The sequence below is a fragment of the Streptomyces sp. NBC_01244 genome, from assembly GCF_035987325.1.
Classification (GTDB): domain Bacteria; phylum Actinomycetota; class Actinomycetes; order Streptomycetales; family Streptomycetaceae; genus Streptomyces.
In genome coordinates, this window is record NZ_CP108488.1 from 1507570 (window position 1) to 1533311 (window position 25742).

At 73.3% G+C, this 25742-nt stretch carries 19 protein-coding genes and 1 pseudogene; 12 read left to right on the forward strand and 8 right to left on the reverse strand.

Annotated features, from left to right (window positions below; genetic code table 11):
• Nucleotides 1-254 precede the first annotated feature (254 nt).
• A complete protein-coding gene (locus tag OG247_RS06435) occupies nucleotides 255-2321 on the reverse strand; it encodes a SpoIIE family protein phosphatase (RefSeq protein WP_327257359.1) in 2067 nt (688 codons plus the stop codon).
• Between the two features lie 468 nt (nucleotides 2322-2789).
• Here OG247_RS06435 and OG247_RS06440 point away from each other — a divergent pair, with 468 nt between their 5' ends.
• On the forward strand, nucleotides 2790-4025 hold the full coding sequence (locus OG247_RS06440) for an SPFH domain-containing protein (RefSeq protein ID WP_327251307.1): 1236 nt from the start codon (nucleotides 2790-2792) through the stop codon (nucleotides 4023-4025).
• A gap of 29 nt (nucleotides 4026-4054) precedes the next feature.
• Complete coding sequence (locus tag OG247_RS06445) at nucleotides 4055-5011, forward strand: C40 family peptidase (protein WP_327251308.1); 957 nt, start codon at nucleotides 4055-4057, stop codon at nucleotides 5009-5011.
• 468 nt (nucleotides 5012-5479) lie between these two features.
• Here OG247_RS06445 and OG247_RS06450 read toward each other — a convergent pair.
• Nucleotides 5480-6748 (reverse strand): annotated as a pseudogene (locus tag OG247_RS06450) (DUF6777 domain-containing protein); the annotation flags it as partial.
• Nucleotides 6749-7130: 382 nt separating this feature from the next.
• On the opposite strand from OG247_RS06450, the gene OG247_RS06455 reads away from it, so the two are divergent.
• On the forward strand, nucleotides 7131-8450 hold the full coding sequence (locus tag OG247_RS06455; protein ID WP_327251310.1) for a streptophobe family protein: 1320 nt from the start codon (nucleotides 7131-7133) through the stop codon (nucleotides 8448-8450).
• Nucleotides 8451-8536: 86 nt separating this feature from the next.
• Nucleotides 8537-8926 carry a hypothetical protein gene (locus OG247_RS06460; protein ID WP_327251311.1) on the forward strand — a complete coding sequence of 130 codons (390 nt, stop codon included), beginning with the start codon at nucleotides 8537-8539 and terminating at the stop codon, nucleotides 8924-8926.
• A 42-nt stretch (nucleotides 8927-8968) separates the two neighbouring features.
• On the opposite strand, the gene OG247_RS06465 is transcribed toward OG247_RS06460, so the two are convergent.
• The 3 genes from OG247_RS06465 to OG247_RS06475 are packed head-to-tail and all read right to left on the reverse strand — an operon-like array spanning nucleotide 8969 to nucleotide 12935.
• Nucleotides 8969-9955, reverse strand: a complete 987-nt coding sequence (locus OG247_RS06465) for a serine/threonine-protein kinase (protein ID WP_327251312.1) — start codon at nucleotides 9953-9955, stop codon at nucleotides 8969-8971.
• Complete coding sequence (locus OG247_RS06470; protein WP_327251313.1) at nucleotides 9955-10581, reverse strand: hypothetical protein; 627 nt, start codon at nucleotides 10579-10581, stop codon at nucleotides 9955-9957. The genes OG247_RS06465 and OG247_RS06470 overlap by 1 nt, the downstream gene beginning before the upstream one ends.
• Nucleotides 10582-10586: 5 nt before the next feature.
• Entirely contained in the window at nucleotides 10587-12935 is a 2349-nt protein-coding gene (locus tag OG247_RS06475; protein WP_327251314.1) for an ABC transporter ATP-binding protein/permease, read from the reverse strand.
• A 203-nt stretch (nucleotides 12936-13138) separates the two neighbouring features.
• Between OG247_RS06475 and OG247_RS06480 the strand changes: the two genes are divergently transcribed.
• From OG247_RS06480 to OG247_RS06505, 6 genes are all read left to right on the forward strand, one after another.
• Nucleotides 13139-14164 carry a cation diffusion facilitator family transporter gene (locus OG247_RS06480; RefSeq protein ID WP_327251315.1) on the forward strand — a complete coding sequence of 342 codons (1026 nt, stop codon included), beginning with the start codon at nucleotides 13139-13141 and terminating at the stop codon, nucleotides 14162-14164.
• 274 nt (nucleotides 14165-14438) lie between these two features.
• Nucleotides 14439-16079, forward strand: a complete 1641-nt coding sequence (locus OG247_RS06485) for a transposase (RefSeq protein ID WP_327251316.1) — start codon at nucleotides 14439-14441, stop codon at nucleotides 16077-16079.
• A 19-nt stretch (nucleotides 16080-16098) separates the two neighbouring features.
• Nucleotides 16099-16593 carry an NUDIX domain-containing protein gene (locus tag OG247_RS06490; protein WP_327251317.1) on the forward strand — a complete coding sequence of 165 codons (495 nt, stop codon included), beginning with the start codon at nucleotides 16099-16101 and terminating at the stop codon, nucleotides 16591-16593.
• 71 nt (nucleotides 16594-16664) lie between these two features.
• Nucleotides 16665-17921 carry a Tm-1-like ATP-binding domain-containing protein gene (locus OG247_RS06495; RefSeq protein WP_327251318.1) on the forward strand — a complete coding sequence of 419 codons (1257 nt, stop codon included), beginning with the start codon at nucleotides 16665-16667 and terminating at the stop codon, nucleotides 17919-17921.
• Between the two features lie 119 nt (nucleotides 17922-18040).
• Nucleotides 18041-19669: a serine/threonine-protein kinase gene (locus tag OG247_RS06500; RefSeq protein WP_327251319.1), complete on the forward strand. Its 1629-nt coding sequence runs from the start codon at nucleotides 18041-18043 to the stop codon at nucleotides 19667-19669.
• Complete coding sequence (locus OG247_RS06505; RefSeq protein ID WP_327251320.1) at nucleotides 19666-20337, forward strand: hypothetical protein; 672 nt, start codon at nucleotides 19666-19668, stop codon at nucleotides 20335-20337. Before OG247_RS06500 ends, OG247_RS06505 begins: the two co-directional genes overlap by 4 nt.
• A gap of 56 nt (nucleotides 20338-20393) precedes the next feature.
• Here OG247_RS06505 and OG247_RS06510 read toward each other — a convergent pair whose 3' ends face one another.
• Both OG247_RS06510 and OG247_RS06515 read right to left on the reverse strand, forming a co-directional pair.
• A complete protein-coding gene (locus OG247_RS06510) occupies nucleotides 20394-20726 on the reverse strand; it encodes a DUF6191 domain-containing protein (protein ID WP_327251321.1) in 333 nt (110 codons plus the stop codon).
• Between the two features lie 320 nt (nucleotides 20727-21046).
• Nucleotides 21047-22336 carry an ATP-binding protein gene (locus tag OG247_RS06515; protein WP_243340769.1) on the reverse strand — a complete coding sequence of 430 codons (1290 nt, stop codon included), beginning with the start codon at nucleotides 22334-22336 and terminating at the stop codon, nucleotides 21047-21049.
• Nucleotides 22337-22530: 194 nt separating this feature from the next.
• On the opposite strand from OG247_RS06515, the gene OG247_RS06520 reads away from it, so the two are divergent.
• The gene (locus tag OG247_RS06520; RefSeq protein ID WP_327251322.1) at nucleotides 22531-24018 is read left to right on the forward strand and encodes a hypothetical protein; all 1488 of its coding nucleotides are present in this window, start codon (nucleotides 22531-22533) and stop codon (nucleotides 24016-24018) included.
• 353 nt (nucleotides 24019-24371) lie between these two features.
• Entirely contained in the window at nucleotides 24372-25151 is a 780-nt protein-coding gene (locus tag OG247_RS06525) for a trypsin-like serine peptidase (protein WP_327251323.1), read from the forward strand.
• 54 nt (nucleotides 25152-25205) lie between these two features.
• On the opposite strand, the gene OG247_RS06530 is transcribed toward OG247_RS06525, so the two are convergent.
• Nucleotides 25206-25700 (reverse strand): NUDIX hydrolase, encoded by a 495-nt coding sequence (locus OG247_RS06530; protein WP_327251324.1) that lies wholly within the window; start codon nucleotides 25698-25700, stop codon nucleotides 25206-25208.
• Nucleotides 25701-25742 lie beyond the last annotated feature (42 nt).

A 25742-nucleotide genomic window follows, 5' to 3' on the forward strand; every position in this document is an offset into this window, starting at 1 on the left:
GCGACGTCAGCCATTCGCCCGCACCTGCCCGCGCTCCACCCCCGCCCCCGCCCCCGCCCCGGGAGGCCGTTCAGGCCACCCCGGGCACCAAGCCGTTCAAAGGTGCGCTCTGACACCTCGGCCCGGCCACGGAATCGACCGTGACTCGCGGCCTCCGTCCTCGCGGTCCGCTTCGTGCGCGGGCTGACGGCGCGATGCAGATCGCCAGGGGCGCGCAGGGCCCGTACACGGCCGCATGGCCAACCCGGCGGCGCCTACACCGCGCCGGGCGCGCCGGGCTCCGGGGGCGAAGGGGCGGAGGCCGGTACGGCGAACTCGCACCACACGCACTTCCCGCCGCCCCGGGGCTCCACGCCCCAGGCGTCCGCGAGGGTGTCGACCAGCATCAGGCCGCGCCCGGACACCGCCCAGTCGTCGGCCTCCCGGCGCCGCGGCAGGGCGCTGCTGGTGTCCTCCACCTCGATCCGGATCCGGCCCTCCGGGGTCAGCCGCATGCTGACGCCGCCGACTCCGTCCGTGTGGACCAGCGCGTTGGTCATCAGCTCGTCCGCCGCCAGCTCGATCTCGTCGGCCACGTCCCACGCACCCCACGCCGCGGCGGCCGCCCGGATCAGGTGCCGGGCCATCGCCGGGGCGTCCGGGTCCCCGGGGGTGAGCCGGTGACGCAGCGGGCCGCCGCCGCGCGGGAGCGGGGTGCCGCGGCGGCGCAGCAGGAGCAGGGCCATGTCGTCCCCGCCGCCCGAGTCCCCGACCAGGTCGCACAGGACGTCGGCGAGTTCCTCGACGTCCGCCGGCCCGTCCCGGACCGCTTCCATGAGCTCGCGCAGACCGGTGTCGCCATCCCCGCCGGGCCGTTCGGTCAGACCGTCCGTGCACAGCAGCAGGGTGTCCCCGGGGTGCAGTTCGAGGGTGGTGACCGGGTATCCCGTTCCGGCGGCGCCGAAGGCGCCCGGGCCGCCGGAGGCACCCGCACCGGCCTCCCCCGGCTCGCGCGCCGGGAGGCCCAGCGGCAAACCGCCCGCAACCTGCACCCGGTGGCAGCTGCCGTCGCCGCGCCGCACCACCGGGTCGAGGTGCCCCGCACGGACCATCCGGGCCATGCCGCTGGTGAGGTCGATGTCGGCGTACGTGCAGGTGGCGAAGCGTTCCGTCTCCAGGTCCCGCAGGAAGGCCGAGGCCCGCTCCATCGCCATGCCGGGCGTGTGCCCCTCGGCGACGTACGCGCGCAGGGCGATGCGCAGCTGGCCCATGACGGCGGCGGCGTCCGTGTCGTGCCCCTCCACGTCGCCGATCATCACGCCGACCCGGCCCTCGCCGAGCGGGACGACGTCGTACCAGTCACCGCCGATGTCCCGCCCCATCCGGGCCGCCCGGTACCGTACGGCGATCCGCGCCCCCGCCACCTCCGGAATCCGGCGGGGCAGCATGGCCTTCTGGAGGCCCTCGGCGAGGTCGTGCTCCTGCTCGAAGAGGATCGCGCGCTGCAGGCTCTGCGCGATGCCGCTGCCGAGCGCCATCAGTACGTTGCGCTCCTCGGCGTTGAAGTCGCCCTCCCGCGTGTAGAGCAGCCCGAGCGCGCCGACGGGCCTGCCCTGCGCGATCAGGGGCAGATAGACGCCACTGCGGACGGATAGCGGCTCGATGTACGGCCACAGGTCCGGGTAGCGCCGCTGGAACTCCTCGCGGGAGCCGAGGAACACCGGCCGCATCGTCCGTACGGCCTCGCTCAGCGGCAGCGGCGCGTCGATCCGCGTGTACTCGGTCTCCGGTACGTACGCGCCCAGCTGCCCCTCCGCGACCAGGTGGATCCGGCCGCCGTCGACGACGCCGAGCATGACGCTGACGGCGCCGAGGTGGCCGAGGGCCTCGGGGTCCTTGAGGACGTCGGTGACGTCGTTGACGGTGCGGGCGTGCGCGAGGATCGCCGTCGTCCGCTCGACGACCCCGGTCATGCGGCGCCGGCCCTCGTCGCGCTCACCGGCCGCGCCGGGCTCGCCGGGGTCGTGGACGGCGTCGCGGAGGATCCCGATGATCCGGTACGGGCGCCCGCGCGGGTCCCGCAGGATGCGGCCCTGGACATGGGTCCAGCCCGGCGCCCCGTCCCGGTCGCGGCTGCGCACGTAGGCCCCGTAGTGAGTGCGGCCGGCCTTCAGCGCCTGCGCGACCCGGGCGTCGAGCCGGGCTTCCTCGCCGGGCGCGAGACGGACCCGCAGTCCGGCGGGCGTGCCCGTGAACTCCCCGGGGCGCAGGTCGAGGACCTCGAGGGCGGTGGTGTCCAGAAACATCTGCCCGCTGTCGAGGTCCCAGTCGAAGGTGCCCATGTGGTTGAGCGCGAGGCTCGTGTCCGTCCGGGCAGGCCACTCGACCTGGGGGGTCACTCCCCTTTCGGCCACACCTTCAGGGTCTCACTCTTCGACGGTGCGCGCCGGTCTGCGGGAGCTTGCCGCGGCGGTACGGGGAGGGTGCGGGTTCGCGGTACGCGGGGGTCGGTTCCGGCGTGTCGGCGGCGCCTCGCAACCCCTTGAGCGCTAGCGACCGCCCCGGACGCCGAATTCCGGGATGAAAAGGGACCAAAGTCCCGGCCTGTCGTGACTTTCGCTGAATAGGCGACTTGTACGATTTCGCGAAGATCGATCCGTTCATGATCATCTTTGCTGGCGTCAGGAACCCTCTGGATCGGGGTCGTTGGCGCCCACGGCTGTGTGGGGTGTGGCTTGTCGCAAGCGCCGAAGACGACCGGAGAACCGGCCGAGGCACCGAAGGGAGGGGTGGAAGGAGCGGGGGAAGGAGTGGGGGAAGCAGGGACGGAAAGGGCGGAGGAAGGGGCGCAGACCCCGGGCCGAATATCCACCCCCCGCACCGGCCCCACCCCCCGGAGTCCGGTCCTGCGGCCGTACCGGGACCCGCTCGTCCTCGGCCCGCTCTTCCGCGACGAGGAACGGGCAGCCGCCCCCGCCACGGCCACCGACCCCTCCGGCACCCCCGGGCGCCCCCGCGGAGGCAGCGGACCCGCCGAGCCCGAGACCCTCCGGCAGGCCGCCGTACCCGGGGCGATACCCCGGCCCACCCGACCGGCGATGGCGGCGCCGGCCACCCCGCGGACCCTCCCCGCCGTGCTCGATCCCGAGCTGACCGAACGCCCCGCGCGGGCTTGTTCCGGCTGGTGGGCCCTGCTCACCGCCGTGTCGGCCACGGCCTGCGCCGCCGCCCTCCCCCGGTTCGAGGAGATCCGCCTTTCCGCTTCCCCCACCGAGGTCTGGCCCCTGGCCGTCATCGTGTGCTGCGCGCTCCTCGCGCTCGCCGCGCTCTGCGGACTGCGGCGCGGCCGCGCCGGCCAGGCCTGGTCGCTGACCCTCTTCGGCCGCTACCGCGGCACGATCCGGCGCACCGGCCTGATCTGGTCGAACCCGCTGCCCCGGCACACCCGCGTCGACGTACGGCTGCGCCACTGGCGCAGCGAGCCGCTCCGCGCCGTGGACTCCGAGGGCACCGCGCTGCGGTCCGTGGTCCTCGTCGTATGGCGGGTCGGGGACACCGCCCGCGCGCTGCTCGCGGTCGACGACCACACCGCGTACCTGAGCGGGCAGGTGGAGTCCGCCACCGCCCGGGTGCTCTCCCGGATGCCCGCCGACTCCTTCGGCCCCGAACCGGCCGGACCCGCCGGACCCGCCGGACCCTCCGGACCGGAAACCCTGCGCGACACCGAGGCCGTCGGCGACGAGCTGACCCGGCTGCTCGCCGCCGAGTGCAAGGCCGTCGGCGTGGAAGTCTTCTCCGCCCGGCCGCTGCACGTCGAGTACGCACCGGAGGTCGCCGCCGCGATGCAGCGCCGCCGGGTCGCCTCGATCGACGCCCGGCACCGGGACTCCGTCCTCACCTCCGTGCTCGACGCCGTCGACGACACCGTCCACCGGATGTCGGACCGCGGGCTCGTGAGCCTGGACGACTACGAACGCAAGGCCCTGGTCAAGGACTTGACCGTGGCCTTCTACACGGCGCGCGGCCCTGCCGCCGACGCCCTGTGAAAACACCCCCGATGGATAAGGAACCATGCATGCGCACGCCCGAGTTCACCGAAGAAATACCCGACAGCTGTGACTGCACCGGCTGCGCGCGCGGCACGACGGCCATGACGGCCGCCGCGGCCCGCCGCCGTCGCTGCACCCTGCGCGGCGCCGTGGTCGCGGCGGTCGGCGCCACCCTGCTGATGGGCACCGGAGTGGGCACCGCGTCCGCGGAACCGGCCCCGGCGCACGCGGGCTGGGACGGCTCGAAGTACTGGTACAAGGACGCGACCGGCTGGTGGCGCTGGACCCAGCACTACAGCAAGTACGTGGCGAACAGCGGCCGTTCCTCCGCCGGGGCCTCCTCTTCCCCTTCGTCTTCCTCGCCCTCCTCCGTACGCACCTCCGAGCCGACTTTCCGCGGCCGCGCGGGCTGGGACGCGAAGGACCGCGTGTACTGGTACAAGGACGGCACCGGCTGGTGGCGCTGGACCCAGCACAAGGCCAAGTACGAGCGCTTCGCCGGCGGCTCCGGATCCGGCTCCGGCTCTTCCTCGGGCTCGTCCGGCTCCTCGGGCTCGTCCGGCTCCTCGGGCTCGTCCGGTTCCTCGGGCTCCTCGGGCTCCTCCGGCACCCCCATTCGCCAGGGCACGGAGGGCGCGATCTCCTTCGCCAACAGCCACCTGGGCGACCCGTACGTCTGGGGCGGCAACGGCCCCCGCGGCTGGGACTGCTCGGGCCTGGTTCAGGCCGCCTACCGCTCCGCGGGCATCGCCCTCCCCCGCGTCGCCTCCGACCAGTACCGGGCCACCACCCCGATCTCCCGCTCCGAACTGCGCCGCGGAGACCTGGTGCTCTGGACCTCGAACGGCAGCGTCTCGGGCATCCACCACGTGGCGATCTACCTCGGCGGCGGCAAGTACATCGAGGCCCCCCGCCCGGGCAAGCAGGTTCGCGTCTCCAGCTTCAGCGCGTACAACCCGAACATGTACGGGCGCGTCCGCTAGCAGCCGCCCGGGCACTACGGCAGCACCAGACCTCCCCGAGGGCCGGCGGCCCTCGGGGAGGTCTTCGTGTGGGCGGGGGCCCTACTGGCCACCGCCGCCGTTGTCCGTACCTCCGTCCTGACCCGCGTCGCCACCGGATCCGGGCTCGATCGGCGAGGGCGAGGGCGGGGGCGGCGGGCGCTGGGGCCGCGCCGAAGTCACCGGCGGGGGCGGCGGCGGGAGCTCGGGCTGTGTCGAGACCAGCGGCGGGGGTGTCGGCTTCGGCGGCTCAGGCCGCACCGAGGTCGCCGGGGGCTCGGGAACCACCGGCGCCGCCGAGGAGACCTTGGGCGGGGCCGGAGACCGTGGTTCCGACGAGCTCCGCGAGGGTGACGGCGCCACCGCGCTCTTCGAGGGCGACACGGACGGCGTCGGCGAGGTCGCCCGCCGGTCCGCGGACGGTGAGGTGGAGGCCGACTCGGACACCGAGGCGGATGCGGACGGCGACTCGGAGGGGGACTCCGACCCGGTCACCGACGCCGACACCGACTCCGAAGGCGACTCCGACGGGGACTCGGACGCCGACTCCGAGGCCGACTCGGACGGGGACTCGGACGGGGACTCCGAGACGGACTCAGAGACGGACTCCGAAGGCGAGACCGACTCCGAAGGCGACTCGGAGGGCGACTCGGACGGGGACTTCGACGGAGACTCGGACGGCGACACCGACGGCGACGGCGACGGCGACGGCGAGGTGAGCGTCGGCGACGGGGAAGTGAGCGTCGGGGACGGCGAGGTGAACGTCGGCGACGGCGGCGGGGTGGTGAAGATCGGCGTCGGGATCACCGGCGGCGGGATCGGCCTGTCGTGCCGGCCGCGGTGGTCACCCCGGTCGCGCTCGAACCAGCGCCGGTCGTGGTAGTCGTAGATCACGAAGTTGTTCACGATGGTCACGGACGGCGCGATGACCACGACCCGCGAGGGCTGGTACGAGGTCCAAGGCTGCCCGAACCGCTTCGGGTTGGCCTGCAGCGCCACCGGCGGCCCGAGCGGGTTCCCGCAGGCGCAGCGCACCCGGGGCACCCCGCGGTCGTCCACGAGCACCGCGGTCCCGGCCTGGAGCACGGCCTGGTAGCTGGTGGGGGCGCCGTCCCGGTAGCCGTGGTTGGTGACCCGGGTGTCCACCCGGAGCTGGACCGGGGTGAGGGAGCGCAGGTAGCCCGGCACGGCCGTCGGCTGGATGCCGAGCGAGGAGGCGAAGGCGGCGTTCTTTGCGGGCTGCGCCGAGAGCACCCGGATCTGCTTCTCGACGTCGCAGCTGGCCACGTTGCTCGTGCCCCCGTACAGCTCGGGCGAGGCTCCGCTGACGCTGCGGGTGGCCGTGGTTCCCGTGGCCGACGGGGCCTTCGACTCGGGCTTCGTCTGCGTCGTCGGGGGCGGCGGGCTCTCGGGCGGGGCCGTGGCGTCCTTGGCGGCGGTGGACTCGGTGAAGGGGTCGGGCCCCGACGCGGCGGCGGGCTGCAGGAAGACCTCGTTGCCCGCGGAGGTGGTGGTGCCCCCACCACCGCTGGGCCTGGTCAGGACGACGGCCAGGGTCACGGCGGCGGCGAGGGCGACGATCGTGGTGGCGAGCCGGGGAACGGAGCGCCACCAGGCCTTGTGCGGGGGCTCGGGCGGCCCGGGGGGCACCCCGCTCCCGGATCCTCCGGGAGGGGCCGGCGGCGGAGGTGGCGGGGGGCCTTCACTGCCTCCGGACAGGGGCCCGGAAGGCGGGCCCGTGGGGCGCCCGGACGAGGACGACGGCGGCTGCGAGGGCGGCTGTGACGGCTGTGTCGGCCACGGCGGCTGCTGGCCGGAGGGTTGAGTGGTCACGGGCTCTTCTTCCCAGGCGGAGGGGTTCCGGTCCCCTGTGGACGTTCCACTGCGGACCCTGCGGACCCTGCGGCCCTTCGGACCCTGCAGACCTTCCGGGCCCTTGCGGCCCCTGCGGACGGTGCTCCGTGGACGTTCCGTTACGGACGTTCCGTTATGGAACTTCCGCGGATCATCAGCGGAAATCTCCGGATTTAGTGCACTCCTGGCGACCATTGTGTGCGCCGTCCGGGTGGTGGCCGCAAGCGGAGCTGCCTACGGTGGCAGGGTGAGCTCTACAACGGCACCGGCCGCGCGAGCCTGGCGCGACGCCCTCGTCGCGGTCCTGGCGGGTTTCGTGGTCATGGCGGTCGTCGCCTCCGCGGGGCTCGCCCTCGCCGGCGCCGGCGATCTGCCCGGCGGCGCGTTCCCGCACGTGGTGGCCGCCGTCGTACTGATGGCCGCGGGCGGCTCGGTCGAGGTGACGGGCGGGGCCGGCTTCCTGGCGGGGGCCGACGCGAGCCTGTCCGTACTCCCCCTCTCCGTCAGCCTGGCCGGCGCGCTGACCGCCGGCTGGCTCTTCCTGCGTCCCCTGCACAACCGGGCCGTGGCGGGGACGCGCGAACTGCTCGCCCGCGCCGCGCCCTTGGTGTTCCTCTGGCTGGTGGCGCTGACCGGAGTCGCCCTGCTGGCCCGCCGGGACTTCGCGATCTCCACCGGCGATTCGATCATCGGCGACATCGGTGAAGTCCTCGATGCCGGCCCGATGGTGGGCTTCGAGGCCGCGATCCCCGCCTCCCTCGGCTTCGGACTGCTGTGGATCCTGGGCCTGTTGCTGATCGCCCTCCTGGTGTCCCGGCGCGCGCCGCTCCCGGCGGGGCTGGTCCGCTTCCACGCGGCGGTGCGGCCGGCGGCGTTCGCCGTGGTCGCGCTCCTCCTCGCGTACGTGGCCGTCGGGATCGGCGTCGCTCTGGTGGTGGCCGCGACCCAGGGGCACGCGGACCGCACGGTGGCGGTGATCCTGCTGGGCCTGCCCAACCTGGTCTGGCCCGCCCTCACGCTCGGCTTCGGCGGAGCCTGGGAGGGCAAGGCCGAGGGCCCGTTCGGGCTGCCCGTACCGCAGGTCCTGGACGAGGTGCTGCGCGCCACCGGCCAGGGCTCCGGCTCCGCCTCGGACCTGTCCACCATCGACGTGGCCTCGCTCGCCGAGCGGGACTCCCGGGCCTGGTGGCTGGTCGTACTGGCCGTCGTCCTCCTGCTCGGCGCCGGTGCGCTGGCCGCCGCCCGTTCGCCCGCGCACGTCCGCCCCTGGCAGCACGCCCTCCACCTGGCCGTCGCCCTGGCCCTGGCGACCCTGGTGGTCTGCCTGCTGGCCCGGATCCAGGCCCAGTTCGGCCTCTCCCTGCTGGGCCTCGGCGACGTCTCCGACCTCAGCGGCGACGTGGAGCTGAGCCCGCTGCTCTGGCGCACGGTCGGCCTCGGCTTCCTCGCGGGCGCGGTGGCGGGCTTCCTCGGCGCCCTGCTCCCCCGGCGCCGGGGCGGACCCGGCCGCCAGGCCCCCGCCGCATCCGCCGAATCCGCCGGCCCGGCCGGCCCCGCCGCCCACTGACCCGTCGCCCACCTCTTGCGCCGTTCGAGTGAACAGTCGCAAATCGGCTCATCGGGGGATCGTTTCCGCATGACACGCTCGTCTCCGTGAACATGACCAAAGGCCTGTTCCGGCCGCTTCACGCCGCTGGCCTGATCGCCCTCTCCGCGCTCGCCCTGACCCTCTCCACCGCCCTCCCCACCCAGGCGACCGGCCCCGGCGCCCGCCACCTCTCCGGCGACACCGGCCGCAAGGACACCTCCGCCCAGGCGGTGTCCGTCAGCACGGTGTTCTGTCCGCGCGGTACGTCCGTGCAGTCCGGCGGGTACTCCACCACCCACTGGGACCACGGCCGCGACGGCACGCTCCGGCACAGCGTCCTGGCCTCCCACCCCGTCGTCGACGCGGACGGCCGCAAGGGCTGGTACGCCTCGGCCGCACACGCCGAGGTCACGGCCCACGTCGTGTGCACGCCTTCCCCCGACCACGGGAACTAGGGCGTCTCCCACTCCCCGGGACTCCTCGAACCATCCCTGGCCCTAGAACACCGGCAGGGCCCACCGGGGCGGTGGTGGCGGCGGCCCGTCGGAAGCCGCCCGGGCGGGCGGACGGACGAACGCCGCCACGCCGGGGCCCGCGCCCTCCCCCGCCCCCGCACGCCGCAGCGCCCCCGTGAACTCCAGGCAGCTTCCCCACCGGTCCTCCGGCGCCTTCGCGAGGGCCCGCGCCAGCACCTCGTCCACCCCCGCCGGCAGGCCCGCCCGCCGGGAGGACACGGCGGGCGGCGGATCGTACTGGTGGGCCCAGAGCAGGGCCATGTCGTCGTCGCGCTGGAACGGCGGGCCTCCGGCCAGGGTCTCGTAGACCACGCACCCCAGGCTGTAGACGTCGCACCGGCCGTCGACCGGCTTCCCGGCGATCTGCTCGGGCGCCACGTAGTCCAGGGTCCCGACGAACTGCCCGACGCTCGTGAACCCGGTCAGCGACAGCGATTTCTTCGTCAGCCCGAAGTCCGTCAGGTAGACGTGCTCGGGGTGTTCGCTGTCGGTACCGCCCGCGACCAGGATGTTGCCGGGTTTCACGTCCCGGTGCACCAGGTCGTGGGCGTGCGCCGCGTCCAGCGCCGAGGCGACCTGGCCCGCGATCCGGGCCGCCGCCTCCACGGGCAGCGGGCCCGTCCGGTCCAGCATGGCCCGCAGGTCCTGGCCGGCCACGTACCGCATGGCGATGTAGAGCATCCCGTCGGTCTCCCCCGCCTCGAAGACGGGCACGATGTGCGGGTGGTCGATGGCCGCCGCCACCTTGGACTCGTGCGCGAACCGCTGCCGGAAGACGTCGTTGCGCGCGAGTTCGGGTGCGAGGAGTTTCAACGCGACGGTCCGGTCCAGCCGTACGTCGTGCGCGCGGTAGACGACCGCCATCCCGCCGCGCCCGATCTCGGCCTCCACCACGTACCCGGCGATCCGCCGCCCGCGCAGGTCGGACTCCCGCCCGCGGAACGGCTCCGCACCCGGATCGGAGCCCATCAGCCCGTCTCCGGCCCGGGCAGCTCCACGATCTTCGTGGGTTCGTGCGGAACGTGCGGAACATCTCGTACGTCGCCACCGCCCTCGGTGTCGGCTTCCGCAGGCGGTGTCTGGGGCGCGGGCGGGGCACCGGGTCCCGCGACGACCGCGTAGGTGGCCAGGCGGCTCCCGTCCCCGTACATCCACCGTCCCGCCGTCTCGTCGTAGAGCCACACGGACTCCCCGTCGACGACGACGCCGACGCGCACTCCCCGCAGGGAGCGCCGGAAGGATTCGGGGTCGGTCCGCCCGGCCGCCAGGTCGGTGACGGCCCGCCGGTAGCGTTCCAGCTCCTCGGTGCAGCGGGCGAGCAGCGGCTGTGGGTCCTCGACGCGCGTCAGCGGCCGTCCGCCGGTCGGCGGGGGCTGCGGCACGGCGAGCAGCAGGCGTCCGTCCACCCAGGCGGACCACCCGTTGGCGCACAGGATCTCCCCCCATTCCCCGCGCCGCGACAGCAGCCGTACGGGGAGGAAGGCGTCGAGCGGGACGGTCGGGCGGGACAGGTCCGGGGTCTCCCACGCGGGCAGGCCGTCCTGCGGGACGATGTGGGTGGGCCGGAAGTCCGCGGCTTGGCCGGGGCTGGTCATCGCGGCTACTTCCGCATGATGGCCGGCTCGTGGCGGCGCAGCACCCGGCCCGTCAGCACGCCGAACAGCACGGCAAGGGCTGCCAGCATCCCGACCTCAATGAGCCACAGGCGGGGCTTGTGGTCGAACAGCGGGTCCTGGGTGATCTTGCCGGGCACGATGGCTCCGAGGTCGATGGTGGCCGACATCGCGCCCATGGCCCAGCGGGCCGGCACGAACCAGGCGAACTGTTCGATGACGGGGACCCCGGTGAGTTTCAGCAGGGAGCCGCAGAAGACGACCTGCACGATGGTGAGCAGGACCAGCAACGGCATGGTGACCTCTTCCTTGGACACCAGGGCGGAGATCAGCAGTCCGAGCACCATGGCGGTGACGGACAGCAGGGCGACGACCAGGGTGATCTCGATGAGCGGTGGCAGGAACAGGCCCTTGCCGCCCGGGGCGTTGGTCTTGACTCCGGCGAGGCCGACCAGGGTGAGGACCACCGCCTGGGCGATGGTGATGGCGCCGAGGACGACCACCTTCGACATCAGGTAGGCGGACCGGGAGAGTCCCACGGCGCGTTCGCGCTGGTAGATGACGCGTTCCTTGACCAGTTCACGGACGGCGTTGGCGGCTCCGGTCAGGACACCGCCGACGCACAGGATGAACAGCGCGTTGAGCGCCGTCTCCGCGGTGAGCTCGCTGCCGGCCAAGGCGCGGGCCATGGCGCCCATGACGAACGGCAGGGCGACCATGATGATCAGGAAGGTGCGGTCGGCGCTGAGCACGGCGGCGTAGCGGCGGATCAGGGTGGAGAGCTGCGAAGCCCAGGACTGCGCCTTGGGCGGCGGCTTCGGCGCGACGCCGGCGGCCCGGTCGCCGGCACCGGCGAGCGGGACCCGGCCGGCGACGTCGACATAGCGGCCGTACAGCGGCGAGGCCCGGTGCTCCCCGGCCCAGTCCCGCTCGCGCTCGTTCTCGAAGGCTTCGAAGGCCTCGGGCCACTGCTCGAAGCCGAAGAATCCGAGCGCCTCGTCCGGAGGCCCGTAGTAGGCGATGCGGCCGCCGGGCGCGAGGACCAGGAGGCGGTCGCAGACGCTCAGGTTGAGCACGCTGTGGGTGACGACGATGACCGTGCGGCCGTCGTCGGCGAGGCCGCGCAGCATGTTCATCACCGAGCGGTCCATGCCCGGGTCGAGTCCGGAGGTGGGCTCGTCCAGGAAGAGCAGGGAGGGCTTGGTGAGCAGTTCCAGGGCGACGGAGACCCGTTTGCGCTGACCGCCGGAGAGGCTGTGGATGGGCTGGTCGGCACGCTGCTGGAGGCCGAGTTCGCCGATCACCTCGTCGACCCGGGCCTCGCGTTCGGCCTTGGCGGTGTCCTGCGGGAAGCGCAGCTCGGCGGCGTAGACGAGGGCGCGGCGCACGGTGAGCTGCGCGTGCAGGATGTCGTCCTGCGGGACGAGGCCGATGCGGCTGCGCAGTTCGGCGTAGTCCCGGTAGAGGTCGCGGCCGTCGTAGAGGACGGTGCCGTGGTCGGCGGGGCGCAGGCCGGTCAGCGCGCCGAGCAGGGTGGACTTGCCGGCGCCGCTGGGGCCCACCACCGCGAGCAGGGTGGTGGCGCCGACGGGGAAGGAGACGTGGTCGAGGAGGGTCTTGCGGCCCTGGTCGACGGCCACGCCGAGGTCCTGGACGTCGAGGGAGACCTCGCCGGTGTCCACGTACTCCTGCAACTGGTCGCCGACCAGGCAGAAGGCGGAGTGGCCGATGCCGACGATGTCGCCCTCGCCGATGGCGGCGGCCCCGGCGAGGCGGGCACCGTTGAGGTAGGTGCCGTTGTGGCTGCCGAGGTCGGCGATCTCGTACCTGCCGTCGGGGCGGGCGCGCAGTTCGGCGTGGTGGCGGGAGACGACGAGGTCGTTGATGACGAGGTCGTTGTCGGGGCCGCGGCCGATGCGGACGGCGGCCCGGTCGGCCAGAGGGCGGACCGAGGTCGGCTGCCGGAAGGTGCTGGTCATGTCCGGGCGGGAGACCGAGGAGGGCCGGGAGACTACGGCCGGTTCGGCGAAGCGGACGCGCGGTCCGTCGGCGGCGCTGCCGAAGCGCAGTTCGCTGCCGACGCCGACCGCCCACTCGCGGACGCGGTGGCCGTCGACCCACGTGCCGTTGGTGCTGTCCTCGTCCTCCAGCGTCCAGTGGTCGCCGTCCGGACGCAGCACGGCGTGGTGCCAGGAGACGCGTGCGTCGTCGAGGCAGATCTCGCAGAGGGGGTCCCGGCCGACGTGGTACGTCCGGCGCGGGCTCATCGCGGTGGAACCCCTGTCCGTTTCCAGGAGGAGCTCTGGCGCGGTCGGCACACCGGGGCGCTGGGCCATGGGGCGATTTTCCCACGATCCGGCGCGCCCGGCATAACCGCAGGTCAGGCGGGCGTTATGGGTAATGACAACGGTCCCCGTTGCAGCCTTTGCCCATCGCCCCGAGGTGCGCTTCACTTCAGGCGACACGTACGGAAGTCAGCCGACACGTGCGGAAGCGGAATCCACGCGCACGCCGCGCACCACGACTCACGGGGGACACCATGAGCGCGCACGACCACGCGCCGCACGACCACGGCACCGCCGGCCACGAAGATCACGGTCACGCCGGTCACAGCCACGGTGTCGCCGCCGACGCGGACCGCCGGTGGCTCGGCATCGCCCTCGGCCTGATCACGGGCTTCATGGCCATCGAGGTGGTCGTCGGCTTCCTGGCGCACTCCCTGGCCCTGATCTCCGACGCCGCGCACATGCTGACGGACGCCGTCTCGATCGTCCTCGCGCTGATCGCGATGCGGCTGGCCGCCCGGCCCGCGCGCGGTGGATTCACGTACGGCCTCAAGCGCGCGGAGATACTTTCCGCGCAGGCCAACGGCCTCACCCTGCTGCTGCTGGCGGTCTGGCTGGCGTACGAGGCCGTGCGGCGGCTGCTCGATCCGCCGCCCGTGGAGGGCGGGCTGGTGCTGGTGACGGCGCTCGCGGGCATCGTCGTCAACATCGTGGCGGCCTGGTGCATCTCGAAGGCCAACCGCACCTCGCTCGCGGTGGAGGGCGCCTACCAGCACATCCTCAACGACCTGTTCGCCTTCATCGGCACCGCCGTGGCCGGCCTGATCGTGCTCACCACCGGCTTCCGGCAGGCCGACTCGATCGCCTCCCTCGTCGTGGTCGTCCTGATGGTCAAGGCGGGCTACGGACTGGTCCGCGAGTCCGGACGGATCCTGCTGGAGGCCGCCCCGGCCCACGTGGACCCGGACACGGTCGGCGACCGCCTGGTCGGGCAGCCCCCGGTCACCGAGGTCCACGACCTGCACATCTGGACCATCACCTCGGGGCAGGCCGCGCTGTCCGCACACGTCCTGGTGGCCCCGGAGGGCGACTGCCACGCCGTGCGCCGGGACCTGGAGGCCCTGCTGGCGAAGGAGTACGGGATCACGCACACCACCCTCCAGGTGGACCACGTCCAGGACTCCCTCCTCACGGTCGGCCGCCCCGGCGAGGACCGGCCCGACGGCCACTGCGCGGACGCCCACGGCCCGGTCCACCGGCAGGGTCCGCACGACCACTGACACGATCACTGGCACGACTACTGAGGGGCACTCGCGAGGTGGGAACTTCTGGCTTCTTTAGTCCACTCTTGTGAGTGATGGTCCATTTGGGTGAGTGTCGATACGGTCGCCTGTATGGATCTCAATGAGTCGGCGAGTGCGCGGGGTGTACGTCCCCAAGGTGCGTATCGCTGGTTCCGTGAGGGCAGTTGGCTGCCGGTGTTCTGTGCCGGCTTGTACGGACAGCGCTCCGTGAAGATGCGGGCGCGCAGGGCTCTGCCCGCGACGGTCGGCGATGGCTGATCCGGTCAAGGAGCTGCGTGCGATCGCTCCTTCGTTCGTGGCGCTCGGTCCGTGCGGTGTGGCGATACGCAGCCGCCTGAAGCATCTAAGTGCCGGGGACGAGGAAGTCCTGCGGCTGGTTGGCGCGCATCAGGGCGCTCTGGCCTCCCGCGACCTCAAGCACCGGTGCGCGGACGGCCCCGACCATTCCACCGGCAGGTGGGCGGCACGTAAGCGGGGGCTGACGAGGGAGCCGTCGTCGCGGATCGCCGGGGCGATCACCAAAGCCAGCCACGATCAGTGGGCGCTCGCCCGGCGTTGCCAGGCCGCGCACATCCAGAACCTCGACGCAGGCATCCGCACACTGCGCCACCGCCTCGCCCTCCCGATCGGGGGGAAGGGAGCCAAGCGTGCTGCGGGCGGCTACCGCTCCAGGAGCGAGTGGTTCAACAAGTCGCGGCGTCTCGCGGTTCTGGAAGAGCGGCATACGGCTGTCGTGGCCGACTGGCGGGCGGGTCGGGTCCGGGTGGTCAGGGGTGGGAAGCGGCTGGCAAACACCCGACACCACCTGGACAAGGCCCAGCTCACCAAGGAAGAGTGGCGTGCCCGGTGGGAAGCCGAACGCTGGTTTCTCGCCGCTGACGGTGAGTCCGGGAAGCCGTTCGGGAACGAAACGATCCGAGTCACCCCCGGCGGTGAGATCAGCATCAAGCTGCCCACCCCGCTCGCGCATCTGGCGAACGCCAAGCATGGCCGGTACATTCCGTCCTGCCGGATCGCGTTCGCGCACCGGGGCGCGGAGTGGGCCGACCGCATCAAAGCGAATCGGGCCGTGGCCTACCGCATCCACCTGGACGTCACACGCGGCCGCTGGTACCTGACCGCATCCTGGCAACGCCTCGCCGTCCAGACGCTCTCCCTCGCCGCTGCCCGTGCGAACGCCATGGTCGGTGTCGATACCAACGCCGACCACTTCGCCGCCTACCGGCTCGACCCGCACGGGAATCCGGTCGGCGATCCGCGCCGCTCCCCCTACGACCTCAGCGGATCGGCCGACCACCGCGACGCGCAGATCCGCCGTGCCATCACCCGGCTACTGCGCTGGGCGAAGAACACCGGCGTCAAGGCCGTCGCGATCGAAGACCTGGACTTCGCTTCCGAGAAGACACGGGAGAAGCACGGCAGCAAGAAGTGGTTCCGGCAGCTCATCTCTGGCATCCCGACCGGCAAGCTAAAAGCCAGGCTCGTCTCGATGGTTGCAGAACACGGCCTCGCCATCGTCGCAGTCGATCCCGCCTACACCTCCAAGTGGGGAGGCCAGCACTGGCAAAAACCGCTGGCCACCCCCCGCCGAAAGATGTCCCGACACGATGCCGCCGGCATCGCGATCGCACGACGCGCCCTCGGACACCCGATCCGGCGACGGACGGCACCGCCCCTACACGACCAGAGCGATCGTGTAGGGCATCGGACCGCCCAGGCCGCACCGGGTACCCGAGGACGTGACGGAAACCGCCCACCCACAACGGACCGGCTTCATGGAGAGCCGACGCCGAGCGGGAAGAGAACGCGGGGACCCAGTGCATCCAAAACCGTTCGGGATGCGCCCAGTAAGCATGAACGGGTCCAAAACTCACGCATGCACACTGGCTAGGAACGGTAGGGATGGGGCCATGACCGCGAAGCGCAGCGCCGGGCTCCTCCTGTTCAGGCAGCCCGGCACGACGGACGACGCCCCCGCCACCCGACCTGTCGAGGTACTGCTCGGCCATATGGGCGGCCCGCTCTGGGAGCGCCGCGACGCGGGCGCCTGGTCGATCCCGAAGGGCGAGTACGGCCCCGAGGAGACCCCGCGCGACGCGGCCCGCCGGGAGTTCACGGAGGAGATCGGGCTGCCCCCGCCGGAGGGTCCGTACCTGCCGCTGGGCGAGGTGCGGATGATCGGCGGGAAGCTGGTGACGATCTGGGCGGTACGGGCGGACCTGGATCCGGCCCTCGCGGTGCCCGGCACCTTCACCATGGAGTGGCCGCCGAAATCGGGGCGGACGGCGGAGTTCCCCGAGCTGGACCGGGTGGAGTGGTTCGCTCCCCCGGTGGCCAGAACCAAACTGGTGGTGTCTCAGATCCCCTTCCTGGAACGACTGTTGGAGGTTCTGGAGACTTCCTGAGGGTCCTCGGCAACCAGGGTTGACCCGACCTTTACTTGCCAACAAACCCCACCTGCGTGGACATTGCACGTATGACGAACGTCGTGCTGGTGGGAACCCTGGACACCAAGGGTGTGGAGTACGGCTGGTTGCGCGAGAGGCTGCTGCGCACCGGCGTCGAAGTGATCACGGTCGACACAGGAATCATGAACGAGCCCCGCATGCCCGCCGACGTACCGCGCGAAGCGGTGGCGCGGGCGGCGGGAACGGAACTGTCCGAACTGCGCGCGGCCGCCGACCGGGGCGCGGCCGTCACCACGATGGCCCGGGGCGCCGAAGCGACCCTGTTACGCCTGCACGCCGAAGGCCGGCTGCACGGAGTGCTCGCGATAGGCGGCAGCGGCGGGACCTCCATCGCCACCCGGGCGATGCGCGCACTGCCGCTCGGCGTCCCGAAGGTGATGGTCTCCTCGATGGCGTCCGGGGACGTGGCCCCGTACGTCGGATCGGCGGACATCACCATGATGTACAGCGTCGTGGACATCGCGGGGATCAATTGCATCTCCGCGCCGGTCCTGGCCAATGCCGTCGCGGCCGTCGCAGGGATGGCCGAGGCCTACGCCCGCTCCGCCATGGAGCTGCGCAGGCCGGCCCCGCTGGGCTCGGGGCCCCGGCCGCTGATAGCGGCGAGCATGGCGGGCGTGACCACGATCGGCGTGGACGCGGCCCGGGAACGCCTGACCGAACTGGGCTACGAGGTCCTGGTCTTCCACGTCAGCGGCACCGGCGGCCGGACCCTGGAGACCCTGGCCGGCCAGGGGATCTTCGCCGGGGTCCTCGACCTCACGCTCAGCGAGCTCGCCGACGACCTGTGCGGCGGCATCCTGACCGCCGGGCCCGACCGGCTCAGCGCCGCCGGGCGGGCCGGGATCCCGCAGGTGGTGAGCCTGGGGGCGCTGGACATGGTGAAGTTCGGCACGATGGAGAGCCTGCCCGAGCGGGTCCGCTACCGCCGGATCCGCGTCCACAACCCCTCGATCACGGTGATCCGTACGACCGAGGCCGAATGCGCCGAGCTCGGCCGCCGGGTCGCCGCCAAACTCCGTGCGGCCACCGGCCCCACGGCCGTCTGCGTACCGCTGCGCGGACTGTCCACGCTCGGCGCCCCGGGCGGGCCCTACCATGACCCCGGCGCCGACGGGGCGCTGTTCTCCGCGCTCCGCGAAGGCCTGCGGGGAAGCGCCGTCCGGACCCACGACTACGACACCCACATCAACGATCCGGCCTTCGGGCGGGCGGCGGCCGACCGGCTGCACTCCATGATCGGAGCGCGGGCCGCGGCCGCCTGACCCGGGCTCCCCCGACAACGACAGGGAACCGGCCGTGGCGGAAATGTGTCCCAGGTGATGGCCGGTCCCCTGGAAGGAGCGGCTCCGGGGCGCGGTCACGCCACGGCAAGGGGGAAGGCATGAACGGCGTGTGGTCGGTTCCCGGTTACTCAGAGGTCCGCGAGCTCGGTTCGGGCGCCAGCGGCCGCGTGGTCCTCGCCGTCCACGAGGGCACCGGCACGGCCGTCGCGGTGAAGTACCTGAACGACCGGATGCTCGAGAACCCGGTCTTCGTCCGGGAGTTCCGGGCGGAGGCCCAGCTGCTCGGCGCCCTGCGCTCCCCCTACGTGGTCGGGCTGTACGAGTACGTCGAGGCGCCCGGCGGCGCCGCGATCGTCATGGAACTCGTGGACGGCATCCCGCTGAACTCCCTGCTCAAGCAGTGCGGGCGGACCGGACCGGAGGCGGCGCTGGTCCTGCTGAAGGGCTCCTTGCTCGGGCTCGCCGACGCCCACCGGGCCGGTGTGGTCCACCGGGACTACAAGCCGGCGAACGTCCTGGTCGCGGCCAACGGGACGTCCAAGCTGGTGGACTTCGGCATCGCCACCCCCCTGGGCACCACGCCGGGGGCGGCGGGCACTCCCGCGTACATGGCCCCGGAGCAGTGGCAGGGCCGGCCCGCCTCGCCCGCGGCCGATGTGTACGCGGCGACCGCGACCTTCTTCGAATGCCTGACCGGCCGCAAGCCCTACGACGGGCAGAACTTCGCGGAGCTCGCCGTCCAGCACATCGAGGCGCCGGTCCCGGAGACCGAGGCGCCCGAGCCGGTGCGCCCGCTGATCCGGCGGGGACTGGCGAAGGCCCCCGAACAACGGCCCGAGGACGCCGACGCGTTCGTCGCGGAGCTGGAGGCGGTGGCCCTGGCGGCGTACGGGCCCCAGTGGGAGGAGCGCGGACAGCGCAAGCTGGCCGCGCTGGCGGCCCTGCTGCCGCTGCTGTTCCCCTCCGCGGGAGCCCCGGCGCAGGGCTCCACGGCACTGGCCACGACGGTCCTGCCGCCGCCCTCGCCCTGGACCCCGGGCGGGCGCGGTCTGCTCGCGGCGGGGGCCGCGCTCGCGCTCGGGCTGGTGGCCGTCCTCGGCTACCAGGCGGTGGGCTCGGAGTCGGGCGGCGCGAAGGCGCTGAACGCCTTCGCGACGTCGAGCGCGTCGGCGCCGGGCCCGGCCACCCCGGCGCCCGGACCCAGCCTGTCGGCCTCGCCGACACCGACACCGACACCCACGCCGACACCGACCGCGTCGGCATCCGCTTCGCCGTCGGCGAGCCCGAGCCCCAGCCCGAGCCACACGTGGCCCACGCCGACTCCGACGCCGACAGCGACGGTGACCAAGCCCCCGACCCCGACCCCGTCCGCGACCCCCACGCCGACCCCGACCCCGAAGGTCAAGATCTCCGCGGTGAACGTCACCTCTTTCCGGCAGACGGCCCCCGGCACCACCGAGGCCGCCTTCTCCGTCGAAAGCGACGGCGCGGGCCCGTACACCCTGGTCATCGAGTGGTTCACGGGTGACACCAAGGGCGCGCTGACCGTGCCCGACGGCCGTCAGACGGTCCCCTTCGGAGCCGGGAGCCTCGGTACGCACACCCTCGCGCACACCTTCGCGCAGGGCTCGGGCTGCTACTGGAGCGTCCGCGCCACCACCACACCGGCCGCCGCCAACCAGAGTTCCGTCCAGAGCATCTACATCAGGGGGTGCAAGCCGGCATGAGCGATCCCCGCGCCCCGCAGGGCGACGATGACTACAGCGCCACGGTGCTCGGCAGCCACTGGATCACCGGACCGCCCCGGGACACGGAGCGGACCGAGCGGCTCGACGGCGCCGGTGCGACCGGACGCACCGGCCCGACCGCCCGGTTCGACGTGCCGGTCGGGGCCGTGCCGGACCGGGTCGAGGGCTCGGTCCTGCGCTTCGGACCGGGGGTGACGGCCGCGCTGCCCGCGCCGTTCCCGCTGTTCCCCGACCCGGCCCCGCGCCGGCGCCGCCGCGAATGGCGGCGCTACACCCTGGCCGCCGTGGTCCTGATCGGTGTCCTCTGCTACCTGGCCTGGCAGCGCTACGGCCCGGCCCTGGAGGTCCGGGACACCGTGGTGACCACCGACGCCAAGGGTCCGGGCTGCGACGGCACCGCCGACGTGGTGGCCGTCGTACGGACCAACGGGCGGCCGGGGGTCCTCACGTACCGCTGGCTCCGCAGTGACGGCACCCGCTCGGAGCAGCTCACCGAACGGGTCCCCAGCGGCCGGAAGGAGGCCCGCCTGCACCTGCTGTGGACCTTCCAGGGCGAGGGCACCCACCCCGCGAAGGCCGAGCTCGAGCTCGTCTCGCCCGTACGGCGAACAGCGGCCGCGGAGTTCACGTACCGCTGCCGCCCGTAAGCGGCCGACGCCACCGGCCACGGTCCGACGCGGACCGCACCCGGCGGGTGCTGCCTTCAGGAACGACCGCCAGGACGCGCGCCGCCGGGCAGACGGATCACCGCGAGCCCGCCGTCGAGGTCGACGCGGGACCGGGGCGGGGCGCCGTCCTCCTCGTCGTCGCGCATGACCAGGGCGCTCTGCCGCTCCTTGAGTTCGTTCTGCTTGCCCGGCGAGAAGCTCGCGTGGAGTTGCTCGAAGCCGGTCGCGGACATCTGCCCCTTGCGGCCGTTCCACCGCCAGGGCAGCAGACCGGCACGGCCCGCGCGCTCCAGCGTGAAGTCGAGGAAGGCGATGCCGGTGAGCAGCAGGGCCAGCCCCGGAAGGGTCATGAAGACGACGAAGGCCATGGCCCGACCCTAACCCCGGTCCTCCTTTCGGCCAACGGCCCGGGCACGCCGACCCGTCCTTCCGGCCGGGGCGGTCGTGGCCGTGCGGCCGAGGCGCCGCCACCCCCGCTCCTGGTTGACTCGAATGTGTTGGCGAGGGCATCAGGGATGGCCCTCACGGCACCCTTGCTGCCACGTTCCAGCCGGCGACACACCCCACCGGAACGTGGCTGTCCCGCACGGATGCCAAGTCCGCGCGGGAGGCCCGCAGCCGCTTTGGGGAGTGGCTGCGGGCCATCTCGCCTGCCCGTCCGTGGCGGGCGGCGCGGATCGCTTCTTCCTCAGAAGCGGGCGTGCGCGGTGATGTCCGCCGCGAACTCTCCCGTCATCGCCGGGGTCACCGTCGGCCGGCACTGCGCCACCGCCGCCAGGTAGTCCTCCGTGCTCGCGCCCAGTTGGGCCGCCGCCGCGCCGCGCGCGCCCACCGCCTCCAGGTCCCGCTCGAAGGACACCTGCGCCGCGATCCGCGCCGCGTGCTCGATGTCGGCCGGGGTGAACAGCTCGCTCGCCCCGACCAGCGCCGCCACGTCCACATCGGGACGGCCCGCCGTGTACCGGGCCCAGATCGCGGCGCGGGCGCCCGCGTCCGGGGTGCCGATCGGGATCAGGTAGTCGAAGCGGCCGGGGCGCAGGAAGGCCGGGTCGAGGGAGCGGATGGAGTTCGTCGCGCAGACCAGCAGCCGTTCGTCGCCCTCGCGGAAGCCGGGTATCAGCTTGAGCAGCTCGTTGGTCACCCCGTGGATGCCGCCGGGCTGGGCGGGCTCGGTGCGCACGGGCGCGATCTCCTCGACCTCGTCGATGAAGACGAGCACTCGTTCCAGCTCGGCGATGCGGGCGAACGCGTCGCGCAGGGCGGCCGCGAGGTTCCCCTCGTCGGCGAGGCGGGAGGGCAGCAGTTCCACGAAGGGCCAGCCGAGCCGGGAGGCGATGGCCCGGGCGAAGGTGGTCTTGCCGGTACCGGGCGGGCCGAAGAGGGTGATGGCGCGCGGCGGCCGCACCCCGTGCGCGGCGGCCCGCTCGGGCTCGGCGAGCGGCAGCACCACGCGCCGCTCGATGAGGTCCTTCTCGGTCTCCATGCCGGCGACCTTGGCCCACAGGTCGTTCGGCAGGAAGCGGCCGCCGAGGTCGTCCAGGAGACCGGCGGCCGGGCCGTGCAGCGGCTCGGTCTTCTCGAAGTAGGCGACGGCGGGCTGGCGGGTGTAGCCGGCGTTGAGCAGGCCCTCGCCGAGCAGGTCCTCCTCGGGCAGGACGTACGCGATGCGCCCGACGCGGGCGGCGATGAGCCGCCGCTCCAGCTCCACGAGCAGCGCGCTGGCCAGGCCCCGGCCGCGCCAGCCCGCGGCGATGGCGATGCGCATGACCCAGGCGCGTTCGCCGGTGACGCAGGCGAGGGCGGCGCCGATGGGGACGCCCTGGTGGACGGCGACCACGCAGGGCTGCCGGTCGGTGAGGGCGCTGATGCATTCGGCGAGTGAGAAGACCGACTCCTGGCCGAGTTCGGCCGTGGTGTCGATCAGATGGACAACGGCCGCGAGATCGCTCTCGCGGTAGTCGTGGATCAGCCAGTTCACCGGGTACCGCCCCTCGTTCGTGCTCCTGCGTGCCTGCTGCGTGCCTGTTGCGCACCTTGCTGCCGCGAGGCTAGGGGCGGGCGGGTCCGTTGATCACGCTCCGTCGTGCACAACACCCGGTCCGGGAACCCTCCGTATCGTCCATAGACTGGTGGTTTCCGCCCGAACTGTTGACCGAGGATCGTCACGCTTTCATGACTTCGCACATATCCGCCGGCATCCGGCGGCAGCCGTCCCTCGTGTGGCTGGTCCCGGTCCTCTGGACGCTGGCGCTCGGTCTGTGGGGGCTCTCCCGGCAGAACAGCGTGTGGCGCGACGAGGCGGCGACCTGGCAGGTCGCGGAGCGCACCCCCGGTGAGATCTGGCACCTCCTCGGGAACGTGGACGCGGTCCACGGCCTGTACTACCTGCTGATGCACGCGCTCTTCGAGGTGTTCGGAGCGGGCACGACCACCCTGCGTCTCCCCTCGGTGCTGGCGGTCGCGGTCGCCGCCGGCTGTGTGGCGCTGATCGGGAGCCGGCTGGCGGGCCCGTGGGCGGGGCTGGGCGGCGGGCTGGCCCTCGGCCTGCTGCCCGCCGTGCAGTTCCAGCTCCAGGAGGGCCGGTCCTACGCGCTGATCGCGGGCGGCGCCGGACTGTCGACCCTGCTCCTGGTCTCGCTGATCGCGGGCACCGGAGCCGGCCCGGCGCGGCGGACGTGGCCGCGCTGGACGGCGTACGGGGCCCTCGTGCTGGTCTGCGCCCTGCTGAACTGGTTCTCCCTGCTGATCCTGCCCGCCCACGCGGTGACCCTGTGGTGGGCGCGGGCCCGGCGCGGTGTCGTGACGCCCTGGCTGCTCGCCTCGGCGGCGGCCCTGGCGGGGGCGCTGCCGCTGATCCTGTTCAGCCGGACCCAGTCCGGCCAGGTCTCCTGGATACCGGCGCTGACCTGGCACATGATGATCGGCCCGGGCGTCCTGCTGGCGGTCGGTGCGCTGGGCGCGTGGGCAGACCGGGTGGGCCGGCCGCGCACCGGTGTCCCCACCCGGCTGACGGCGGCCTCGGTCGGGCTGCCGCTGCTGTCGGTGCCCCTGCTGGGGCTGGCCGCCGCCTCCCTGATCCAGCCGCTGTTCCTGGACCGGTACGTGCTGTTCTCCATGCTGGGGCTGGCCCTGCTGATCGGAGCGGCGCTGGGCGCGGCCGTACGGGCCCTCGCGCCCCGGTACCCGAAGGCGTCGGGCGCGCTCGTGCCGGTCGTGGTCGCGGTCTCGGGGGTGGCTCTGCTGCCGGTGGCCCTGGCCGACAGGTCTCCGGCGAGCCGGGTGGACGACGTACTGGCGGTGGCCGGGGAGGTGTCCTTGCTGAAGCGGGACGGCGACGCGGTGCTCTTCGTCCCGGCGGCCCGGCGGGACACCGCACTGGTCTCGCCCGGGGCGTTCGCCGGCCTGAAGGACATCGCCCTGTCCCGCGGCCCCGCGGAGTCCGGGACCCTGAAGGGCGAGGAGGCCGACCCGGCGCGGATCTCGGCGGCCCTGCGGGAGCAGCGGCGGGTCCTCCTGGTGACGGACTCGCGGAAGGCGGCCAAGCCCTCGGGCTCCGCGGCGGACCGGGCGAAGGCTGCCGTCCTGCGGGCGGAGTTCACCGTGGTGGAGGACCGGGAGGTCCGCGGCCGCCGGGTGACGGTGTACGAGCGGCGCGGCTGACCCGGACGGGCTATCCGTCCGACGGCTTGCGGTCCACCGGGGTGGGGACCTCGATGGGTCCGCCCCCGCGGCGGCGGGGCCGGACCAGGGCGCGGGCACCGCGTCGATGCGGTAGGCCAGGGCGCAGGCGACCGCCTCGTAGTGGACGCGCCAGCCGCCGGAAGTGCGGTCCTTGAGCTGTTCGGTGCGCATCCGGTCGGCGACGAACCGGTACGGGGCGCGGATCAGGACACGGGCGATCCGCGGCAGCCGACCCCACCGCCGACCCGCGGCGGACCCGCCGCGGGAGATTCACAGCGGATTCACACGGATTCCCCGGTTCCGGTCACAGCTTCACCCGGGAGGCTCGGAACATGATCCAGCGCCTTTCCTCCCGACCGGACCGCCGCCCCCGCGCCCGTGCCCGTGGCCGGCGCGCCTCCAGGGTCCTGCTCGCGCTGGCCGTGATGACGGCCCTGACCGGCGTCGACCTCCCCGACGCGTTCGCCGAGCCGCCGCTCGGGGTCACCGGCACGGCCGCGGCCGATGCGACGTCCGCGCGGGTCGGCGCGCTGTTCGCGGGCGGTCTCGACGGCGGACACTTCTGCACCGCGTCCGTGGTGCGCAGCGAGGACCGCGATGTGATCGCCACCGCCGCGCACTGCCTGGGCAGCCTGGACACCACCTACTTCGCCCCCGGCTACCGCGACGGCGAAGCCCCGTACGGCCTGTGGAAGCTCACCGACATGTACGTGGCCCCGGGCTGGACGGACGGCGAGGACCCCGACGCCGACATCGCCTTCGCGACGGTGGCCGCGGTCGACGGGCGGGAGATCGAGGAGCTCGTCGGGGGCTTCCCGGTCGCGGCCGAGCAGCCGGCCGACGCCACCGTGTCCGTCGTCGGCTACCCGAGCCGTGACGAGTCCCCGCTGTCCTGCGCCAACGGCACGACGCTGTTCTCCGAGACCCAGCGCCGCATCGAGTGCCCGGACCTCAGCGGCGGCACCAGCGGCAGCCCGTGGCTCGTCGACGGCGCCCTGGCGGGCGTCCTCGGCGGCCACGAGGGCGGCGGGACCGTGCCGGAGATCTCGTACAGCGCGGTCATGGGCGACCAGGCGGTGGAGCTGTACCGCGAGGCCGCCGACAACGGCTGAGCCCGGCCTGCCGTGCCGGGGGGCCGGGGCGGGGCCGGAGCGGGGCCGGGGCGTTCAGAGGCCGAGGGCCGCCGCGTCGGAGGCCTCGAACCAGGTCGGCTCGTCGAGCAGGGCCTGGCGGATCCGGTCGACGGCGAAGGACTCCAGCGGCTCCGGCAGCGCGTCCGGGGCGAACCAGGCCACCTCCAGCGACTCGTTGTCGTTGACCCGCGCCTGCCCGCCCGTGGCCCGGCAGCGGAAGGTGATGTCCTGGAACTGGCAGACGTCCCCGTTCGGGTAGGTCATCGGCGGGAGCATCTGCACCAGCACCACGCGCTCCGGTACGCACCGCACCGCCGTCTCCTCGTACACCTCGCGCACGGCCGTCTCGGCCGGCTGCTCCCCCGGCTCGGCGATCCCGCCGACGACCGACCAGCGCCCGGTGTCCGCGCGCCGGCCCAGCAGGACCCGCCCGTCGTCGTCGACGACGATGGCGGTCACCCCGGGCAGCAGCAACAACTGGTGACCCGCGGTGGCGCGCAGGGTACGGATGAAGTCAGGTGTGGTCATCCCCCGACCCTACGAGGCCGGCGGCCCCTCGCGGCCCACGTC

Coding starts and splice junctions, on each gene's coding strand:
- OG247_RS06525 (WP_327251323.1), top strand. CDS start 24,372: ATGATCCAGCGCCTTTCCTCCCGACCGGACCGCCGCCCCCGCGCCCGT.
- OG247_RS06470 (WP_327251313.1), bottom strand. CDS start 10,581: ATGACCAGCCCCGGCCAAGCCGCGGACTTCCGGCCCACCCACATCGTC.
- OG247_RS06475 (WP_327251314.1), bottom strand. CDS start 12,935: ATGGCCCAGCGCCCCGGTGTGCCGACCGCGCCAGAGCTCCTCCTGGAA.
- OG247_RS06510 (WP_327251321.1), bottom strand. CDS start 20,726: ATGGCCTTCGTCGTCTTCATGACCCTTCCGGGGCTGGCCCTGCTGCTC.
- OG247_RS06480 (WP_327251315.1), top strand. CDS start 13,139: ATGAGCGCGCACGACCACGCGCCGCACGACCACGGCACCGCCGGCCAC.
- OG247_RS06495 (WP_327251318.1), top strand. CDS start 16,665: ATGACGAACGTCGTGCTGGTGGGAACCCTGGACACCAAGGGTGTGGAG.
- OG247_RS06500 (WP_327251319.1), top strand. CDS start 18,041: ATGAACGGCGTGTGGTCGGTTCCCGGTTACTCAGAGGTCCGCGAGCTC.
- OG247_RS06435 (WP_327257359.1), bottom strand. CDS start 2,321: ATGGGCACCTTCGACTGGGACCTCGACAGCGGGCAGATGTTTCTGGAC.
- OG247_RS06445 (WP_327251308.1), top strand. CDS start 4,055: ATGCGCACGCCCGAGTTCACCGAAGAAATACCCGACAGCTGTGACTGC.
- OG247_RS06465 (WP_327251312.1), bottom strand. CDS start 9,955: ATGGGCTCCGATCCGGGTGCGGAGCCGTTCCGCGGGCGGGAGTCCGAC.
- OG247_RS06490 (WP_327251317.1), top strand. CDS start 16,099: ATGACCGCGAAGCGCAGCGCCGGGCTCCTCCTGTTCAGGCAGCCCGGC.
- OG247_RS06520 (WP_327251322.1), top strand. CDS start 22,531: ATGACTTCGCACATATCCGCCGGCATCCGGCGGCAGCCGTCCCTCGTG.
- OG247_RS06530 (WP_327251324.1), bottom strand. CDS start 25,700: ATGACCACACCTGACTTCATCCGTACCCTGCGCGCCACCGCGGGTCAC.
- OG247_RS06505 (WP_327251320.1), top strand. CDS start 19,666: ATGAGCGATCCCCGCGCCCCGCAGGGCGACGATGACTACAGCGCCACG.
- OG247_RS06485 (WP_327251316.1), top strand. CDS start 14,439: ATGGCTGATCCGGTCAAGGAGCTGCGTGCGATCGCTCCTTCGTTCGTG.